General features: G+C 68.6%; 13 protein-coding genes. 5 read left to right on the plus strand and 8 right to left on the minus strand.

Annotated elements, in window-relative coordinates; all coding sequences use genetic code 11:
* The first annotated feature begins 70 nt into the window (after nt 1-70).
* The 4 genes from AC07OD_RS22265 (at nt 71) to AC07OD_RS22280 (ending at nt 4,849) form a co-directional block, all read left to right on the plus strand.
* Nucleotides 71-1,513 (plus strand): efflux transporter outer membrane subunit, encoded by a 1,443-nt coding sequence (locus tag AC07OD_RS22265; protein WP_494598102.1) that lies wholly within the window; start codon nt 71-73, stop codon nt 1,511-1,513.
* 107 nt (nt 1,514-1,620) lie between these two features.
* Complete coding sequence (locus tag AC07OD_RS22270; protein WP_218293825.1) at nt 1,621-2,445, plus strand: undecaprenyl-diphosphate phosphatase; 825 nt, start codon at nt 1,621-1,623, stop codon at nt 2,443-2,445.
* 10 nt (nt 2,446-2,455) lie between these two features.
* Nucleotides 2,456-3,301, plus strand: coding sequence for a MipA/OmpV family protein (locus AC07OD_RS22275; RefSeq protein ID WP_255591799.1), 846 nt, complete (start codon nt 2,456-2,458; stop codon nt 3,299-3,301).
* A gap of 216 nt (nt 3,302-3,517) precedes the next feature.
* Nucleotides 3,518-4,849, plus strand: coding sequence for a diguanylate cyclase domain-containing protein (locus AC07OD_RS22280; protein ID WP_492808284.1), 1,332 nt, complete (start codon nt 3,518-3,520; stop codon nt 4,847-4,849).
* Between the two features lie 58 nt (nt 4,850-4,907).
* Here AC07OD_RS22280 and AC07OD_RS22285 read toward each other — a convergent pair whose 3' ends face one another.
* The 7 genes from AC07OD_RS22285 to AC07OD_RS22315 all read right to left on the minus strand — a co-directional run bounded on the left by AC07OD_RS22285 (nt 4,908) and on the right by AC07OD_RS22315 (nt 14,469).
* A complete protein-coding gene (locus AC07OD_RS22285) occupies nt 4,908-6,395 on the minus strand; it encodes an FAD-binding oxidoreductase (protein WP_494598026.1) in 1,488 nt (495 codons plus the stop codon).
* A gap of 93 nt (nt 6,396-6,488) precedes the next feature.
* Nucleotides 6,489-8,279: a diguanylate cyclase domain-containing protein gene (locus AC07OD_RS22290; RefSeq protein WP_494598027.1), complete on the minus strand. Its 1,791-nt coding sequence runs from the start codon at nt 8,277-8,279 to the stop codon at nt 6,489-6,491.
* 277 nt (nt 8,280-8,556) lie between these two features.
* Nucleotides 8,557-10,314 carry a diguanylate cyclase domain-containing protein gene (locus AC07OD_RS22295; RefSeq protein WP_494598103.1) on the minus strand — a complete coding sequence of 586 codons (1,758 nt, stop codon included), beginning with the start codon at nt 10,312-10,314 and terminating at the stop codon, nt 8,557-8,559.
* A gap of 44 nt (nt 10,315-10,358) precedes the next feature.
* On the minus strand, nt 10,359-11,834 hold the full coding sequence (locus tag AC07OD_RS22300) for an oxygenase MpaB family protein (protein WP_494598028.1): 1,476 nt from the start codon (nt 11,832-11,834) through the stop codon (nt 10,359-10,361).
* Nucleotides 11,831-12,652 (minus strand): carotenoid biosynthesis protein, encoded by an 822-nt coding sequence (locus AC07OD_RS22305; protein WP_218293830.1) that lies wholly within the window; start codon nt 12,650-12,652, stop codon nt 11,831-11,833. Before AC07OD_RS22305 ends, AC07OD_RS22300 begins: the two co-directional genes overlap by 4 nt.
* Before the next feature lie 129 nt (nt 12,653-12,781).
* Nucleotides 12,782-13,594, minus strand: coding sequence for an alpha/beta fold hydrolase (locus AC07OD_RS22310; RefSeq protein WP_218341645.1), 813 nt, complete (start codon nt 13,592-13,594; stop codon nt 12,782-12,784).
* A 47-nt stretch (nt 13,595-13,641) separates the two neighbouring features.
* Nucleotides 13,642-14,469: a proteasome-type protease gene (locus tag AC07OD_RS22315; RefSeq protein WP_218293832.1), complete on the minus strand. Its 828-nt coding sequence runs from the start codon at nt 14,467-14,469 to the stop codon at nt 13,642-13,644.
* A gap of 319 nt (nt 14,470-14,788) precedes the next feature.
* Here AC07OD_RS22315 and AC07OD_RS22320 point away from each other — a divergent pair, with 319 nt between their 5' ends.
* The gene (locus tag AC07OD_RS22320; protein ID WP_494598029.1) at nt 14,789-16,000 is read left to right on the plus strand and encodes an alpha/beta hydrolase family protein; all 1,212 of its coding nucleotides are present in this window, start codon (nt 14,789-14,791) and stop codon (nt 15,998-16,000) included.
* A gap of 36 nt (nt 16,001-16,036) precedes the next feature.
* Here the strand turns inward: AC07OD_RS22320 and mutS are convergent, their stop codons facing one another.
* Nucleotides 16,037-18,658, minus strand: a complete 2,622-nt coding sequence (gene mutS / locus AC07OD_RS22325; RefSeq protein WP_494598030.1) for a DNA mismatch repair protein MutS — start codon at nt 18,656-18,658, stop codon at nt 16,037-16,039.

Consider the following 18,658-nt stretch of genomic DNA (forward strand, 5'->3'; position numbering starts at 1 on the left):
TTTCCATGCCCCGCTCACACCCGGCGCGCCCACGGCGCGCCGCGCCGCCCGCTACCCTGCGCCACGCCCCATGGCCCGTCCGGCCTCCCTGGCGCTGGTGGTGGCCATCGCGGCCCTGCTGTCCGCCTGCTCGGTCACGCCGCCTTACCAGCAACCCGGCATGGCGGTGCCCACGTCGTTCAAGGAGGCGGGTGCCACCTGGGCCCCCGCGGCGCCTGCCGACGCGCTGGACCGTGGCCCCTGGTGGGAGCTGTTCCAGGATGCCGAGCTCAACCGCCTGGCCGAGCAGGTGCAGCTGTCCAACCAGAACATCGCCGCCGCCGTGGCGGCCTACGCGCAGGCGCAGGCCGTGGTGCGGCAGCAGCGCGCGGGCCTGCTGCCGTCCGTGAGCCTCTCGGGCGGCGCCACGCGCACGGGCGGCGAGGGCGCCACGCGCTCGGGCCTGTCCACCCAGGCATCGCTGGGGGTGGACTGGGCGCCGGACCTCTGGGGACGCCTGCAAAGCGGCGTGAACAGCGCCCAGGCCAGCGCGCAGGCGAGCGAGGCGGACCTGGCCTCCGCGCGCCTGTCGGCCGTGGGCACGCTGGCCTCGGCCTACTTCCAGCTGCGCGAGGCGGATGCGGAGATCGAGCTGCTGCAGGCCACGGTGGAGGGCTATGAGCGCAGCCTGCAGATCGCCCGCAACCGTTACGGCGCGGGCGTGGTGGCCCAGACCGATGTGCTGCAGGCACAGACCCAGCTGGCCAATGCGCGCGCCGACCTGGCCACCGTGCGGCAAAACCGCGCGCGCTTCGAGCATGCGCTGGCCGTGCTGACCGGGCGCGCCCCGGCCGATTTTTCGCTGCCGCGCGCGCAGTGGGTGGCGGCGGTGCCCGAGGTTCCGCTGGGCGTGCCCTCGACGCTGCTGCAGCGCCGGCCCGACATCGCGGCGGCCGAGCGCGCGGTGGCGGCCGCCAATGCGCAGATCGGCATCCAGCGCGCGGGCTACTTTCCGAACCTGAGCCTGGGCGCGTCGGTGGGCAGCGGGGGCAGCAGCGTGGCCGACCTGTTCAAGGCGTCCACGCTGGTGTGGTCGCTCGGGCTGTCGGTGGCGCAGACGATCTTCGATGCCGGGGCCACCGCGGCCCGGGTGGAAGAAGCCCAGGCCGCGCGCGAGGGCCGCGTGGCGGTCTACCGCCAGACGGTGCTGACCGCCTTCCAGACGGTGGAAGACCAGCTCACGGTGCTGCGCACGCTGCAGGAGCAGGAGCCCCTGCGCCGCGAGGCGGTGGCCGCGGCGGAGCGCACCGCGCAGCAACTGCTCAACCGCTACCGCGAAGGGCAGGTGAGCTACACGGAGGTCGTGACGGCCCAGGTCTCGGCACTCTCTGCGCAGCGCGCGCTGCTGCAGCTGCAGGTCAACCGCCAGCTCGCGGTGGTGACGCTGGTGCAGGCGCTGGGCGGCGGGTGGCAGGCACCGTGGCAGGTGCCGCAACAGACAACTGGGCAGACGCTCCCGCGGGCACGGTCCTGAGGGGTGCCAGGTCCCGCTGCGCATATACTCCTGTTTTGATAGCTGCTAGCGCTTGTCAGATAAGCGGTAGGGGCTGATTTGACTTAAAGTTTTCTCAAGGAGCGCGCGTGGACGTTGTATTGCTGGTCAAGGCCGCCATCATGGGCGTGGTCGAAGGCCTGACCGAGTTCCTGCCCATTTCCTCCACGGGGCACCTGATCCTGGCGGGCTCGCTGCTGGGTTTCGACGACGCCAAGGCCAAGGTGTTCGACATCGCCATCCAGACGGGCGCCATCTTCGCCGTCATCCTGGTGTACTGGCAGAAGATCCGCGAGACGCTCGTGGCCCTGCCCACCGAGCGCCAGGCGCAGCGGTTCGCGCTCAACGTGCTGATCGGCTTCCTGCCGGCCGTGGTGCTGGGCCTGCTGCTTGGCAAGATGATCAAGGCGCACCTCTTCACGCCGGTCGTGGTGGCCAGCACCTTCATCGTCGGCGGCTTCATCATCCTGTGGGCCGAGCGCCGCCCGCCGTCCGCCACGCGCATCCAGACGGTGGATGAGATGACGCCGCTCGATGCGCTCAAGGTCGGCCTGGTGCAGTGCCTGGCCATGGTGCCGGGCACCAGCCGCAGCGGCGCCACCATCATCGGCGGGATGCTGCTGGGCCTGTCGCGCAAGGCGGCCACGGACTTCTCGTTCTTCCTGGCCATCCCCACGCTGATCGGTGCCGGGGTGTACAGCCTGTACAAGGAGCGCGCGCTGCTGTCGGTGGCCGACATTCCGATGTTCGCGACCGGGCTGGTGTTCTCGTTCGTCAGCGCCTGGCTCTGCGTGCGCTGGCTGCTGCGCTACATCAGCAGCCACAGCTTCGTGCCGTTTGCGTACTACCGCATCGTGTTCGGCATCGTCGTCCTGGCGACCGCATGGACGGGCTGGGTGCAATGGGCGGGCTGATAATCCGCGCATGAACCGTCCTGTTCCGTTTGCCTGTCTGTGGTCCTGTGCTGCGGCGCTGGCGTGCCTGGGCGCCACGCCGCTGGCGCGCGGCGCGCAATCGCGCGCTGCCGAGGGGCCGCCCGCCCCCCAGTTCAACTATGCGCTGGGCGCCATCATGGGCTCCAGCCCCGACTATGCGGGGGGCGATGGCCGCAAGAACAGCCTGCGGCCGGCATGGGCGATCGAGTACGGGCGCTTTCGGCTCAGCACATCGCGCGGGAGCGCCTTCATGGGCCACGGGCTCGGTCCACGCGAATCGGGCGCCAGTGCCACGCTGGCGCAGGGGGACCAATTTCACCTGGGCGCGTCGCTGCGCATCGACAAGGGGCGCGATGGATCGGATGCGCCCATCCTAGTGGGGCTGCCCTCGGTGCGCTCCACCTTGCGCGCGAGGGTGAGTGCCGGGTATGCGCTGACGCCGCGGTGGTCCGTGGGCGCGGGCTTCTCGCAGGACATTCTCGGGCGCGACGGGGGCGCGCAGATGTCCGCCAGCGTCGGGTATGCATGGCCCGTCACCGCGCAGACCACGGTGACCTTCGGCGCGGGTGCCAGCTTTGGCGACCGCAGCTACCTGCGCGGCCATTTCGGCGTGCCGGCGGGCGGTGCCAGCCCCTTGCCGGCATTTGACCCCGGCGCCGGGCTGTACAGCGTGGATGCGGGCGTGGAGGTCATGTCCGCCATCAATCGCCACTGGGTCGTGCTGGGTGCCGCGCGCGTGTCGCAGCTCAAGGGCGACGCACGCCGCAGCCCGCTGACGGTGGAGCCCACGGGGTACTCCGTGACCGTGGGCCTGGCGTACCGCTGCTGCCGGTAGCGGCGTGGGCGGACCTGGCCGCCGGTGCGAAAGAACGCGGTGGGGGCGAGAGCACCCGCAGGCAGGCCGGGGACGGGTGCCCATCGAAAGTGATAAGCTGGGGTAGACACACTGTTACCTGTAGCAGGGCAATGCGAAACGCGTTCCGCCACGGCGGGGCCGGCGCGTGTTGCCTCATCTGTTGATGATCCTTTCCCCGCCGGGGGCTTTCGCCGCATGATGCAAGACGAGCCTGAGTTGCCGCCGCCCGCCTACGCCGTCCGCAAGGAGTCCTGGTCCAAAGCGGAATTGCTCGATCTGATCACCCGCAGCGCCGGGGCGACCATGGCTGTGGTGGACCGCAGCCTGACCATGATCTATGTCAACGATGAGTATGCCCGGTGGTTCGGTACCGTGCCCCACCACCTGATCGGAAAGTCCCTGGTGGAGGTGTACGGCGAGATCGATTGCGCGCGCTTCATGCCCTTTGTCGAGCGCGTGCTGCAGGGCGAGCGCGTGCAGTACCAGCGCCTGCTGCGCACGCCCTATGGCTTTGACGAATGGCGCACCATCTGCCTGACGCCCTGGCACAACCCGCACGGCGTGATCGATGGCTTCATTACCACGGCGCTCGACGTCCATGAGCTGCAGGTCACCATGAACGCGCTGCGCGCCGCCAACCAGCGGCTTTCCTCGCACATGGAAAACAGCCCGCTCGCGGTGCTGGAGATGGACCACAACCTCAAGCTCCTGCATTGTTCGCAGCGTGCCGTGCAGCTCATGGGCTGGCTGCATGTGGCGGGGCTGGAGGGGCGGCTGCTGACGGAGCTCGTGGACCTGTCGTCCCAGGACGATGGGCTCGAGCATGCCCTGCAGCGCCTGCAGTCCGGGCAGGAGTCCCAGAACCGCGCGGAGACCTGCTTCACGCGGGAGGACGGGACCGAGGTGCATTGCGAGTGGTTCAACTCCGCGTTGACCGATGCCCAGGGCCAGGTCACTTCGATCATGGCGCTGGTGCAGGACGTCTCGGCCAAGATCCAGATCGCGCGCCAGCAGCACTACCTGGCCAACCATGATTCGCTCACGGGCCTTTTCAACCGGGCGGCCTTTCAGAACCGGCTGGAGCAATCCCTGAGCCAGGCGCGGCGCAATGCGGGCTCCGTGGCGCTGCTGTTCATCGACCTGGACGGCTTCAAGGGCGTGAACGATTCCGAAGGCCATCGCGCCGGCGACGAGGTGCTGCGCATCGTCGCCCAGCGCATTGCCAGCACGGTGCGTGCGGGCGACACCCTGGCGCGCCTGGGCGGCGACGAATTCCTTGTCATGCTGGACCGGGACGTGACGCGCGATGTGACCGACACCATCGGCCAGCGCATCATTGACGCGCTGCACCAGGCCATGACCGTGGAAGGGCGGGATCTGTTCGTCGGCGCCAGCATCGGTGTCGCGGTGCACCCCCCGCTGGAGGGCGACATCGATGCCCTGATGAACCGGGCGGACCAGGCGATGTATTCCGCCAAGCGCGCGGGCAAGGGCCGGCTGCACTACGCGGACGCCGTCTGCCCTTGAGAGCCTGCCGGACCGGGGGCCCTGGCCCCGGCGCCGGGGCCGGGGCCGCGCGGCTTGCTCAGCCGTTGGGCAGCCGGATGCTCTGCTGGAAGTGGAAGAAGTTCGAGGGGTCGTACCGCGCCTTGACCTGCTGAAGGCGCGGATAGGCCGGGCCCCAGTAGGCCGTGGGGAAGTCCTGCAGGCTCGCGTCCGGGTAGTTCTGGTACACATGCCCGTTCAGGAACGGCTTGACCAGGTTCATGAAGCCATCGAGCCAGGCTTCCATCTGGGTGCGCTCCTGCGCATTGGTCCAGAACACGTCCACCACCAGGTCTGCATCGACATGGCGGTGGATGAAGGCGCTGTCGGCCACCGGGTAGCGGTTGATGGCGCCGCCATAGGGCTCCAGGTATGCGAGCGACCAGGGATTGGGGGAGGTCTGGAAGTAGTCGATGATGCGCTGCCAGTCCGAGCGCGACAAAGGCGCGCTGATGTAGCCGCTGGCCTTGGTCTCCGCCACGCCGTCGGGCAGGTTGTCCGGCAAGGTGTAGGGATGGTCCTCGAGCCAGATGTTCATCTCGGGGTAGGTGCCCGTCTTGTCGACCAGCAGCTGCGCGCTCGGGATCGCCATCAGCCGTGCGATGGCCTGCATGCCCGCCTCGCGCGTGCCGCAGAACATGCCTTGCACCATATAGACCGGCACACCGTTCTGGTAGCCCAGATTCATCATGTAGCCCAGCGCATCGGGGGCACCGGTTTTCATGTAGTGGGCCTGCATCGTCGTGAGCACGTCCGCCGCGTGCGCCGCATCCCAGCTGATGGCCCAGGCCCACACCTGGTCCAGCCTCAGCATGCGGTAGGTGACCTGCAGCAGCACCCCGAAGTTGCCGCCCGTGCCGCCCCGCAGTGCCCAGTAGAGATCGGGGTTCTCCTGCGCGCTGGCGGTGACGATGGTGCCGTCGGCCAGCGCCACCCGCAACGACTCCACGAGGTCGCTCTGGATGCCGAAGGCGCGCGACGTATAGCCGTAGCCGCCCCCCTGCACGAACCCGCCCACGCAGACGCTGCCGCATGCCCCGGTGGGCACGTGCCAGCCGGTGTGGTTCAGGGCGCCGTTGAAATGATCGAAATCCGTACCCGGCAGCACGTAGACGCGTTCCCGGGCGGGATCGAGCACCACGCCCTGCAGTTCGCTCAGGTCCACCACCATGCCGCTGTTGACGGAATAGCCCGCCGTGCTGTGCCCGCCACAGCGCACGGCCACCCAGACCTGATAGGTGCGCGCGACGGAAAGGCATTCGAGCACATCGTTCTCGCACGCGCAGTACACGATGATCTCGGGATAGGCCTGAAACGCGGGATTGGACTCCTGGCGGGCCGCGTTGTAGTCGGGGCTCGATGGCAGCACGATGCGGCCCACCAGCCTGGCCTCCAGCGCAGCGACCGCGTCCCAGGTGAGTGTCGCGCCGGGCGCGTTCTGGGCGGTGGCCTGCCGGGCGGCAAGCGACCGGAAGTGCGCGATGCGGGCGTCTTTGGCAACGCGGGCGGGACTTTTGCGATGGGCCATGGCGAACAATCCTTCGTGAAAACGCGAAGTCCCGTGTTTAACTGAAGCCAGGCTGTTTGACCAGTTCGGAATGGCCCGTGTTGCCGGCGGTGCTCAGGCGGAGGACAGTGCGAGGTCGCCGGTATTGCGCCGAAGGCAGAATTTGCCGCCCTGCTTGCCGCTGTACATGGCCGCATCCGCCAGCTTCAGAAGACCGATGGCATCGTTGCTGTCGTCCGGGGCAATGGCATAGCCGATGGTCAGGCCCACTTCCACCCGCACGTTGCCCAGCGAGAAGGGCGAGCGGAATGCGTCCAGCAGCTTGTGCCCCAGCTCCTGCGCCTGTTGTTCGCTGCCCAGGTGGCCCGTCATCACGACGAACTCATCACCCCCCAGGCGGGCCACCACGTCGCTCTGGCGCACGTGGCCCTGCAGGCGCCGGGTCACCGCGACGAGCAATTCGTCGCCCACGTCGTGGCCGTGCTGGTCGTTCACGGGCTTGAACCCATCCAGGTCCATCACGTACACGGCCAGCAGCTTGTCGGGCCCGCAGCGCGCCAGCGCGGATGCCAGCGCGATGTTCAGGCCGCGCCGGTTGGGCAGGCCGGTCAAGGGGTCCGTGTGCGCGAGGGAGCGCATGGCGTCGCGCTCGCGGTTGGCGTCCAGCGCCTCCAGGCGCAGTGCCTTGGTGCGCAGGCCCAGCACGCGCATGAACAGCAGCATGTCCAGCGTCGCGCCGAACTCGAAGGAGTGCAGGGTCCAGAAGTTCACCGGCACCCAGCCACGGATCACGCCGATCACCGTGGCCGTGGCCGCGAAGTAGACCAGCCACGCCAGCAGCAGGCTGCTGCCCACGGGGTCGCCCTGGCGCGCGCGGCGCACGGCGCCCGGGATGCCCATGAGCGCGGGAACCAGACCGAGGATGCTCACGATGGCGGCAACGGCCGGCGTGTTCAGGATGTCCAGCGCATGGATGAAAGCCAGCAGCACGCACAACAGGGCGCCTCCGTGCATCGTGCGCAGCAGGAGGCTCTTGGGGCGGTGCCCCACGAGGGCCTGGCTGATGAAGAGAAACGATCCGCAGGTGGCCATCAGCGCGGACAGGCCCGCCGCGTGGATTTCGAACCAGAGGCTGTCCTGCCAGAGGTACTGCGTGCCCAGGCCGAAGAGATGCAGTGAGAACAGCAGGCTGCCCGTGAGCAGCAGCGCGTACTGGATGAACAGCACATCCCGCAGATTGATCCATTGCGCCAGGCTGTAAACCAGCAGGCACAGTGCCAGGCCCGTCAGGATGCCCTGCAGCATCTGCTCGTTCATCGCGGCGCTGTGCCATGCGGTGGGTTTGTTCAGCGTGACCGGCAGCACCATGGCGCCCCGGGTTTCCACGCGCAGCAGCAGGTCGTAGTCGTGCCCGGGCTGCATGGCGAGGGCCAGGGCGTGGGTGCGGCTGCGCAGCGGTCTTTGTGAAAAAGGCTGCAGGCTGCCCAGCGTGGCCTGCTGGCTGACATGGCCGTCTGTGGTGAGATAGACCTCGACGCGGTTGAGAACCGGGTAGTCGATGTCGGCGATCCAGATGCCGTCGGAGGTGGGCGATACCGTCAGCGGGATGCGGATCCACATGGCGTCGGACCGCACGCCCAGTGTTCCGCTGGTTCCGGGCGGCGCGGAGAAATCCGGGGCGCGGGCCATCGCATCCTGCACCGACTGCAGCCGGGTGGGATCGGCCAGCACCGTGACCGCCGGCCAGACGTTGACCGAAGGCACGTCGTCGCGCAGAAGCAGCCGGTCCGTGGCGGCCTGGCAGCCTTCGCCCGCGTGCACGAGCAGCAGCAGGCATCCCAGCACCCATTGCCAGGCCGGGGCCGGCAGCCATTGCCACGGGAGCAGGGAAGGGACTGGGCGCATGGTGCTCGTCAATGCGCTGTGAGTATAGGAAGGCCCGCAACGCCTGGCACGCGGTATTTGCGCACGCCGGGGTCCCGCGCTTCCAGGGAGGATGTGATGCCCGCTCCACCGGCCCCACCGGCCCCGCCCGCCCGGACGCTGTGGGCGCGCTGCCGGATGTTCGCCACAGCGGCCAGCGTGCCACTGCGCGAGCATGGATTCACGGCGGGCGCGTCGCCATCTGTGCTTGCCATGTTGCTCCCCGGCCTGCAGGGCGACAAGGGGCTGCGGTGCTCCATCATCCCGCCAGCGCCGGTGTGGTGGTGATGCGCCGCACCGAGTGCTTGCCGCCTTGTTTGCCCGCGTACATCGCGGCGTCTGCGTGCCGCATCAGGGCCTGCGGGTCATCACTGTCCAGGGGCGCCAGTGCGTACCCGATGGTCAGCCCCACCTGGATGTGCAGGTGGCTCAATGTGAAAGGCTGCTCGAAGGCCCGCAACAGCGAGCGGCCCAGATCTTCGGCCTGCTCGGGCGTCGCCAGGTCGCGGGCCATGATGATGAATTCATCGCCGCCGAGCCGGGCCACGAGGTCGGTCTGGTGCCGCACGTTGGCCTGCAGGCGCCGGCCCACGGCCACGAGCAAATCGTCGCCCACATCGTGGCCGTGCGCGTCGTTCACGGGCTTGAATCCATCCAGGTCCATGAGGTACAGCGCCACCAGCCGCTGCGGCGAACACTGGGCCAGCGCGGCCTCCAGGGCGTGCTGCAGGTCGCGCCGGTTGCTCAGTCCCGTGAGTGGATCGGTGTGGGCCAGCGAGTGCATCACGTCGCGCTCTCGCATGGCCTCCTGGGCCTGTGCCTTGGCGGCCTGGGCGCGCAGGCCCAGCACGCGAAAGAAGAGCAGCATGTCCGCCGTGGCGCCGAACTGGAACGAGTGCAGGGTCCAGAAGTTCGCGGACACCCAGCCCTGGACCAGGCACACCATCACGGCGGCGGCCACGCCGAAGGCGATCCAGGCCACCAGCAGGGTGGCGCCGATGGGGTCTTTCTGCCGCACCCGCGCGACGGCGGCAGGCAGGCTGATGAGGGAAGGCAGGGTGCCCGCCAGGCTCATGAACGCGATGGCGATGGGCACGCTCAACCAGCCGAACACGACGCCTGCGCAGACCATGGCCGTGATTGCTGCGCCCGCCCGCATGGTGCGTGCGTACCGGCTGCCCTGCGTGTGGCCGGCCAGGGTGTGGCCCAGGAAGAGGAACGAGCCCGCGAGGGCCGCCAGCCCCGCCACCAGGCCCGAATACCGATCCATCCATGGATTGCCAGGCCACAGGTACTGCGGACCGATGCCGAAGAACTGCAGCGAAAAGCCCGCGCTGCCCAGCACCACCAGCGCATAGAAGCCGAACATGGGATCGCGCTGCGTGACCCACTGCATCAGGCTGTACATCAGCAGGCAGAGCGCCAGCCCGTTGAGCAGGCCCTGCAGCATCTGCTCGCCCAGGGCCTGGCGCATGTGAATGGGCATTTCGCTGACCGTGATGGGCAGGATCAGCGGACCGGTGGCCTGCACGCGTATCAACAGGTCGTAGGGCTGCCCGGCCCGCAGGTCGAACACCATCGCCGGCGTGCGGCTGGACCGCTGCGTCTGGTCAGACGGGCTTGTGCGGACCTGCTGAAGCACCTGGCCGCCGCTGGCCAGGTACATTTCGGCCTGCAGCGAGCTGTAGCCGATATTGACCACCCAGGGGGTGCGCGGCGCCTCGGGCGCAATGATGGGGATGTGCAGCCACATCGCTGCCTTGTGCACGCCCAGCGAGCCGCCGCGCCGCGCGGGCGCCTCGAATTCGTCCAGGCGGCCCAGCATGTCCTGCGCCGAGAGCTGGTAGGTGGGGTCGGCCTTGAGCGTGATGGCCTCCCATGCATTCACTTGCGGCCTCTCCTGCGTGAGCACGAGGGGCATGCCCGCCTGCGCGCCCACGGGCAGGGCCAGGGGAGCGAGCAGCCACAGCAGGATGGATGCCCTGCGGCAATGCGCGCGCCAAAGCCGGGCCAGCATCAGGAGAACGCGGGGCAGCAGGTGCATCGGCGTGAGAACAACGGCTACGTGGCTTGCCGCGCCGGGCCCGCGCTGGCGGCCTGCGCCTTCCCGGCCAGGCCCAGGCTCCAGCTGCCATGGGTGGTCAGCCGGTCCTCGATGCGGTTGAGCCAGCGGGGGGCGTGGGGGTCATCGCTCCAGCTGTGCATCACTTCGTCCACCTGGTTGAGCAGCTCGGTGGGCAGCTGGAGGGGGCGGGTCTGGCTCATGAGCACCTTGCTCATGAAGTGGTAGCCCAGGATGCGGGTGAGGGCCCGCACGATGGAGAAGCGGGGGAGCACCATCCGCGCGGCCACGTCGATGGCCCGCGCCAGCAGCAGCACTCCCCAGAACAGCAGCGCCGACGGCCAGGGCACGGGCTGCGTCAGGCCCAGGTCGCTCGCCGTGTCACGCCCGCACAGGTAGCGGGTCATGAGCCGGGGAAAGGGCTTCACGATGGGCCAGGGCAGGGCGTTCTCCATGGTCTGCATCAGGGCCTGGCCCAGGGCGGGACGGGGGTCTGGCGTGACGGGTTCGGCGCGGCCGCGGGCCTGCATCCGCGCCATCAGGGCCTTGCCCTGGTCCATGGTGTCCACCATCAGGGCGCGGTCGATGCCCAGGATGTGGCCCACCACGTTCCAGGCATGCAGATAGGCTTCCTCGTCGGCCGCCCGCAAACCGATGCCCAGGCGGCGCAGGCTGCGCAGGAACACATAGCCAAACGTGAGCAGGGTGTAGGCCAGTTCTTCCTGGTTGCAGGGCAGGCCGTCACCTTGGAGGTTCCAGCCACGGGCATACAGCGTCTGGAACATGGCCTGGCGTCCGCCCTGGGTCTGCAGGGCCTGCGGCGCAATACGCCCCGCGCCGCCCGCCAGCAGGTCCCTGACGGCATTCTGGGGGCTGCCATGCAGGATCAGGTTGCGGATGGTGGCGTGGATCAGGCGTACCTTGAGCACCTGCGCCACGCCGGCGCCGCGCTGGCTGAGGCCACCATGCATCATCACCGGAAAGATCATCGCGGCGGTGGAGCGGATGCGGTACTCCGCGTTCTGCTCCAGCTGGCCGGAGGTGTGCAGCACGCTCGACAGGTCGGGAATCACGTAGCACTCGGGCAGGCTGGCGCAGAACAGCAGGATGCATGACAGCGCCCCGTGTTCCATGAACAGCTTCTCGGCGCGCTCGATCTTGCGGGCATCGGCCCAGGGCGGCAGCACCTGGGCGGTCTGTACATAGTGGTCCAGGGCCTTGGACATGGCCGCATCCACGCCCTCGCCCTGGGCGGTCCAGCCCACCAGGCTTGCGTTGTCCACCCACTGGCCGAACAGGCGGTTCACGGTGTCGATGCGCGCCCATTGCGGTGCGTCCATCGCCACGTCCCCTTCGGGCCAGTCGCCCAGGATGTCGGCGATGGTCTGGTCGGCCAGCGGGTCGGCGTGGCGCTGCATGCCTGCAAGCTCCGAATCGGACAGCGGGGATGGTGAGAGGGTCTTGCCGTGGTTCATGCTGCGGTCTCCGTGGTTGCGCGCCAGCGCTGAAAGCCCGCCAGGGCGCACAGCAACGGGATGCCCATGGCGAACGGCGCGATCGAGCGGATCTCCACCGGATTGCCCAGGATCATCTGGAACACCATGCCCGATGCGTAGATGGCCAGTGGCACCAGCGCATGGCGGCGCAGGAAGGGGCTGGTCGGGCGAAGCGCGAGTTTGCGCACCGACATGCGAAAGCCAAAGATGATCACGAAGGCCACGAACACCCAGCCAAAGAAGCCCTGCACCGTTTCGCCAAACCAGGCGCCGTCGGTCTTGGCCATGATCCAGGCTTTCAGGGTGTAGACCAGGTAGGGGTCGGCGCCCAGGTCGAACGCGGTGACGATCATCGCCGCCAGGAACGACAGCATCGCAGCGTGGCCCAGCCCCGGCGCGCCGTCCACCGGCGACTGCCAGACGATGAGGTTGCTGATCACGTAGCCCGCATACGTCAGCGCGAACCACATCATGGGAATGACGATGGGAACATCCACAAACCGCGCGCCCAGCACCTCGGTGTAGGTGTAGTGCCCGAAGAACCAGCCATGCGTGGTACCCATCTGCTCGGCGAACCAGCCCAAGCCCAGGGCGATCAGCACGAACTGCAGCGCGGGCCGGGCGCCCAGCAGGTGCGTGGCGCTGGCCCAGCAGCACGCGAACATGAGCACCGAGGCCGTGACGATGGCGATGGTGGTGTCGTTGTGGGTGCGCACCGCCGTGGCCACCAGGAAGGCGGCCAGCAGGGCAAAGCTCAGCGCCGGCAGGCGCGCGGCCAGTGGGGTCCGTGCAGGCATGTGTGTATCACGCTGTAACAAACCTCCAGTGTAGAGGATGGAGCCAAAAATGGCGCGGCCTGTGTGTCCTGCGCATCAGCGCGCTTTTTCGGGGCTTTTGGCGGCTGTTCCGGTGCTATGCCGCTGGGCTCAGGGGTTCAGCGACGCCAGGTTGAGCAGGGAGGCCTCCATGGCGGCGGCCGTGGCCAGCGGCTGCTCCATGGGGAAAAGGTGGCTGCCGTCGAGCATCATCGTGCGGCCCTGGGTGATGCGCAGCGTCATGGCCATGCCCACCTGCTTCATTTCGTCCGAGTCCCGCCCGCCGATGAAGGCGGCCGGGCATTGCAGCGGATGGGTGCCGAGCAGCCGGCCCAGGTTGTGCGGCAGCGTGTTGTAGATGGCGGTTTCCACCGCACGGTCGAATCCGAGCACGCGCTTGCCATCGTGGTCCTGCAGTCCGTGGCTGATGTAGTCCTGCAACACGTCCGGATGCCACTGTGCAAAGGCCTTCTTCTTGCGGAAGTGTTCCAGCGCCTCGTCATTGCTGGCCCAGCTGAAGCGCCGCTGCCGGCTGATCTTGCCGGGCGAGATGGAGCCCACCACCTGCGTGCGCTTGGCCACGCCGACCGCGTTGGCCTTCCAGCCGCCCAGCAGGGGCGAGTCGATCAGCAGCACGCCGCGCACGAGCTCGGGGTGGCGGGCCGCTGCCATCACGCTCAGAAAACCGCCGAGCGAATGCCCTGCCAGAAACACTGGCGCACCCAGGCGCTGGACCTGCGCCGTGGCGAAGTCGGCGAGCTGCTGCACCAGGTGCGGCCAGTTGTTGGTGACGGGGTACCTGGGGTCGTGCCCATACCGATCCACCGCGCTCACTTCGAACCCGCGGGCCCGCAGGTGCTTGAAAAGGACGCGGTAGGTGCTCGCTGGGAAGCTGTTGGCGTGCGAAAAGACGATGGGAAGCATGGGGTACCCGGCAGGAGGGGAGGTCGGGCGCTGCGGCCCCGCGGCCGTCAGATCAGCTTGTCCAGATGGTTGGTGATCTTCTTGAGCGGCTTGCTGCGCGCCGGGTTCACCATGATGGGCACGGTGGTCACGCCGCCGCCCCAGGCGGGGTCTTCGATGCTGTCGAACACCTGGCGCAGCTTCTGGCCCCAGCTGTCGTGCAGCATGCGGAAGTAGGGATTGTTCTCGTCGATGCACACCACTTTCTCGGTCGAGAAACGGTCCACCTCATAGACGACGAGGTCCAGCGGCAGGCCCACCGAGAGGTTGGACTTGAGCGTGCTGTCCATGGAGACCAGTGCGCACTTGGCGGCTTCGTCCAGCGGTGTTTCGGGCGTCAGCACGCGGTCGAGCACGGGCTTGCCGTACTTGGATTCGCCGACCTGGAAGTACGGCGTCTCGGACGTCGCCTCGATGAAGTTGCCGGCCGAATACACCTGGAACAGGCGCATGCCCTCGCCCTTGATCTGGCCGCCGAACACCATGGACACATTGAAGTCCACGCCCGAGCGCTTGAGCGCCGCCCCGTCGCGCTCGTGCACGTGGCGCACGGCGGCGCCCAGCACGCGGGCCGCGTCGAACATGCTTTTGGCGTTCCAGATGGAGATCGTCTCGCCCGAGTCACCGTCCTTGAGCTGCTCGGTCTGCAGGATCTCGCGCACCGACTGCGAAATGGACAGGTTGCCCGCCGACAACAGCACCATGAAGCGGTCGCCCGCCTTCTCATACACCATCATCTTGCGGAAAGAGCTGATCTGGTCCAGGCCGGCGTTGGTGCGCGAATCGGACAGGAAAACCAGCCCGGCGTTGAGTTTGATGGCGACGCAATACGTCATGGAAAAAGTGGGGTCGTTGGAAGAGAGGAACCCGCGAGTTTAGTCTGGCGTGGGAAGGCCTCCTCGGGAGGTGGTGCCGGACGGCTCTCCTGTGCTCCGTGGCGGGTATGCGAAATTGATAGCAATGGAGGATGGATGGACAAGCGCTGCAGGCTATTTTTATTAAAAATCGGCTTGCTTCAACCCCCCGCCGCCAACCCGTGGCCACAGCAGTTGGCAAGGCAAGGTCCGCCGCGGGGGCAAAGGGCTATTCCTCCCGGGCCAGGCAGCATGCGCCCGCCGCTCCTATCATCCGCCGCTTCACCTGAAGGGCCCTGCCGTGTTGAAGAATCCACTGATCCTGTCTGGAACCCGCCGCGCCTGCGCGCTGGCCCTGGTTGCATTGCTGGCGGCCTGCGGCGGGGGCGGCACGGAAGAACCTGGCGATGGTGGCAATCCGCCAGCGCCACCGCCCGCCCCGGTGCGCTCCGGCCAGCTTGAATCCGCCGCCGCGCTGGGCACCGTGCCGACCGCCGACATCGCCGCGGCCCTGGCCGCCAAGGAGTCGCTGGCCCAGGACGTGGTGCCGCGCTACAGCGTCGCCTCCTACCGGCTCGAATACCTCACCACCGATGCCGACGGCAAGGAGGTGCGCGCCTCCGGCCTGGTCAGCGTGCCGCAAAAGCCCGCCGGTGCCAAAAGCCCGGTGCTCAGCTACCAGCACGGCACCATCTTCCGCGATGCCGAGGCGCCCAGCAACAACGCGGTGGCGTCGGAGGTGTCGGTGGTGCTCGCATCGCTGGGCTACATCGTGCTGGCGCCCGACTACGTGGGTTTTGGCGCCTCCAAGGGCACGCCCCACCCCTACCTGCTGGCGGCGCCCTCGGCGGCCGCCACGGCGGATTTTCTGACGGCCGCCCGCACCTGGCGCGGCCAGGCCAACGTGGCGGACAACGGCCAGCTCTTTCTGACCGGCTACTCCGAAGGCGGCTACGTCACCCTGGCCACGCACCGCGCGCTGCAGGCGGGCGGATCGCCGCACCTGCAGCAGCTGCGCATGGTGGTGCCGGGCGCGGGGCCCTACAACGTGCAGACCACCATGGATGGCCTGGTGGACCTGGTGCGGCAAGAACAGCCGGTGATCGGCGCACTCATCAACCCGGGCTTCCTGCGCTACCTGGGCGGCAGCGTGCAGCGCGAGGTGCGCCGCCTGCTGCTGCGTGCGCTCATCCCGGGCGATGCCGACGTGGCCTACGACACGCGCTTCATCGACCACTTCCTGGCCGACGATGTGCAGGCCCTGGCCAGCGCCAGCAACGTCTACGACTGGAAACCCAACGTGCCCGTGCGCCTGTACCACGGCCGCGACGACCGCACGGTGCCCTACGCCAGCTCGGTCAGCACCGTGCGCGCCATGCAGAATCGCGGCGCGGGCGACCTGGCCGGCCTGACCGAGTGCCGCGCACGACCGGTGGCCGGGCATCTGCAGTGTGTGCCGCCGTTCATCACCTTCATGCTCGGGCAGCTGGCACCAGTGGCGCAGGATCTTTGAGCCGGGGCGCCGGGCCGGGAGCCTGGCGCCGTCGCCTCAGCCCGCCATCTTCTTGAGCTGGTAGAGCGCATCCAGCGCCTCGCGCGGGCTCAGCGCATCGGGATTGATGCCCGCCAGCGCGGCCTCCACCGGGCTGGCGCCCGCGCCCTCGGGCGCGGCCGGGGTGGCGAACAGGTCCACCTGCAGGTCGTTCTCGCCCGCGCGCTCCTCCAGCGCGGCCAGCGCATGGCGGGCGTGGTGCAGCACCGGCGAGGGCATGCCCGCGAGCTTGGCCACCTGGATCCCGTAGCTGCGGCTGGCCGGCCCGGGCTGGATCTCGTGCAGGAACACGATGTCCGCGCCCGACTCGGTGGCGCTCACGTGCATGTTGATCGCGTGGCGCGCCTTGGCGGGCAGCTCGGTCAGCTCGAAGTAGTGCGTGGCAAAGAGCGCGAACGCGCGGGTCTTGTCGTGCAGGTGCGTGGCGATGCCGCTGGCCAGCGCCAGGCCGTCGAAGGTGCTGGTGCCCCGGCCGATCTCGTCCATCAGCACCAGGCTGTGGGGCGTGGCCGCGTGCAGGATCTGTGCGGCCTCGGTCATCTCCAGCATGAAGGTCGACTGCGCGTTGGCCAGGTCGTCCGCCGCGCCGATGCGGGTGTGGATCGCGTCGATGGGCCCCAGCCGGCAGCTGGCGGCCGGCACGTGGCTGCCCATGCTGGCCAGCAGCACGATGAGCGCCACCTGCCGCATGTAGGTCGACTTGCCGCCCATGTTGGGGCCGGTGATGACCTGCATGCGCGTATTGGCGTTCAGCCGCGTGTGGTTGGCGATGAAGCTGCCGCTCGACGTCTCGGCCAGGCGCGCCTCGACCACGGGGTGGCGGCCCCCTTCGATCTCGATGCAGGGCTCGGGCACGAACTGCGGCGCGCACCAGTTCAGCGTGAGCGAGCGCTCGGCCAGCGTGCACAGCACGTCCAGCGTGGCCAGGGCCTGCGCCAGGCGGGTGAGCGCGGGCACGTGGGGCTGGAGCTGGTCGAGGATCTGCTCGTACAGCCACTTCTCGCGCGACAGGGCGCGCTCGTTGGCCGACAGCGCCTTGTCCTCGAAGGCCTTGAGCTCGGGCGTGATGAAGCGCTCGGCGTTCTTCAGGGTCTGGCGGCGGCGGTAGTCGTCGGGCACCCGGCCAAGGTTGCTGCTTGTCACTTCGATATAGAAGCCGTGCACCTTGTTGAACTGCACGCGCAGGTTGGCGATGCCGGTGCGGGTTTTCTCGCGCGTTTCCAGGTCCAGCAGAAAGGCATCGCAGTTGGTCTGGATGGCGCGCAGTTCGTCGAGTTCGGTATCGAAGCCCGGGGCGATCACGCCGCCGTCGCGCACCAGCGCGGCGGGCTCCTCGGCGATGGCCGCGCACAGCAGGGCGGTACAGCCCTCGGGCGGATGCAGGTGGCTGAAGATCTGAATCAAATAGGGCTCTGGCGCTTGTCCAGAAAGCGCTAGCAGCTCTGATTTTTGTAGCGTCTTGCAGAGCGCGACCAGCTCGCGCGGGCGCACCTGGCGCAGCGCGATGCGGGCGGTGATGCGCTCCACATCGCTCACGCCCTTGAGTTCGCCGCGCAGTGTGGACCAGGGGCCCGCACCGCCGCCTGCGCCGCCCGCACCCCGCAAGGCTGTGGTGGCCGACAGGCGCTGGCGTGCCTCGGCGCGGTCGCGGCGCGGCTCCAGCAGCCAGGTCTTGAGCAGGCGGCTGCCCATGCCGGTCATGCAGGTGTCCAGCAGCGAGAACAGCGTGGGCGCGTCGTCGCCGCGCAGGGTCTTCACGAGCTCCAGGTTGCGCCGCGTGGTGGCGGGCAGGTCGATGAGGTCGTCGCCGCGCTGCACCTGCACGCTGTGCACGTGCGTGAGCGTGCGGCCCTGGGTGTGCTCGGCATAGGCCAGCAGGCCGGCCGCGGCGGCGTGCGCCTCGCCCAGGTCCTGCGCGCCCCAGGCCTGCAGGCTGGCGGCGCCCAGGTTTTCGAGCAGCTTGCGCTCGCCCAGGGCGCTGTCGAACTGCCAGTCGGGCCGGGGGCTCATGGGGCAGTTGAAGGCGCCGCCCTGGCGCAGCGCCTGCAGCTGCTGCTCGAAGCGGTCCGTCACGCCCGCGCTGTAGATCAGCTCGCTGGGGCCCACGCGCGCGATCCACCCGCCCAGTTCGTCCTGCGCGCATTCGGCCAGGTACACGCGCCCTTGCGTCACGCTCAGCCACGCCAGGCCGCAGCGCGCGCGCGGCGCCTGGTGCACGGCCATGAGCAGCGATTCGGACTTGTCGGACAGCAGCTCCGTGTCGGTCAGCGTGCCGGGCGTGACCACCCGCACGACCTTGCGCTCCACCGGCCCCTTGGCCGCGCCCACTTCGCCCACCTGCTCGGCGATGGCCACCGACTCGCCCATCTTGATGAGGCGGGCCAGGTAGTTCTCCAGCGCATGGAAGGGAACGCCCGCCATGGTCACCGGCTGGCCGCCCGACTGGCCGCGCTGCGTGAGGGTGATGTCGAGCAGGCGCGCCGCCTTTTCGGCGTCGCCATAGAACACCTCGTAGAAATCGCCCATGCGGTAGAACACAAGCGTTTCGGGATACCCGGCCTTCAGGGCCAGGTACTGCTGCATCATGGGCGTGTGCGCAGAAAATTCTAATTTTTCCAT

The sequence above is a fragment of the Acidovorax sp. GW821-FHT10E03 genome (assembly GCF_059415205.1).

Excerpts from the sequence above, each read along its gene's own strand:
- AC07OD_RS22285 (WP_494598026.1), bottom strand. The coding sequence starts at position 6,395 with ATGGCCCATCGCAAAAGTCCCGCCCGCGTTGCCAAAGACGCCCGCATC.
- AC07OD_RS22290 (WP_494598027.1), bottom strand. The coding sequence starts at position 8,279 with ATGCGCCCAGTCCCTTCCCTGCTCCCGTGGCAATGGCTGCCGGCCCCG.
- AC07OD_RS22315 (WP_218293832.1), bottom strand. The coding sequence starts at position 14,469 with ATGACGTATTGCGTCGCCATCAAACTCAACGCCGGGCTGGTTTTCCTG.
- AC07OD_RS22305 (WP_218293830.1), bottom strand. The coding sequence starts at position 12,652 with ATGCCTGCACGGACCCCACTGGCCGCGCGCCTGCCGGCGCTGAGCTTT.
- AC07OD_RS22300 (WP_494598028.1), bottom strand. The coding sequence starts at position 11,834 with ATGAACCACGGCAAGACCCTCTCACCATCCCCGCTGTCCGATTCGGAG.
- AC07OD_RS22280 (WP_492808284.1), top strand. The coding sequence starts at position 3,518 with ATGATGCAAGACGAGCCTGAGTTGCCGCCGCCCGCCTACGCCGTCCGC.
- AC07OD_RS22295 (WP_494598103.1), bottom strand. The coding sequence starts at position 10,314 with ATGCTGGCCCGGCTTTGGCGCGCGCATTGCCGCAGGGCATCCATCCTG.
- mutS (WP_494598030.1), bottom strand. The coding sequence starts at position 18,658 with ATGGAAAAATTAGAATTTTCTGCGCACACGCCCATGATGCAGCAGTAC.
- AC07OD_RS22265 (WP_494598102.1), top strand. The coding sequence starts at position 71 with ATGGCCCGTCCGGCCTCCCTGGCGCTGGTGGTGGCCATCGCGGCCCTG.
- AC07OD_RS22275 (WP_255591799.1), top strand. The coding sequence starts at position 2,456 with ATGAACCGTCCTGTTCCGTTTGCCTGTCTGTGGTCCTGTGCTGCGGCG.
- AC07OD_RS22310 (WP_218341645.1), bottom strand. The coding sequence starts at position 13,594 with ATGCTTCCCATCGTCTTTTCGCACGCCAACAGCTTCCCAGCGAGCACC.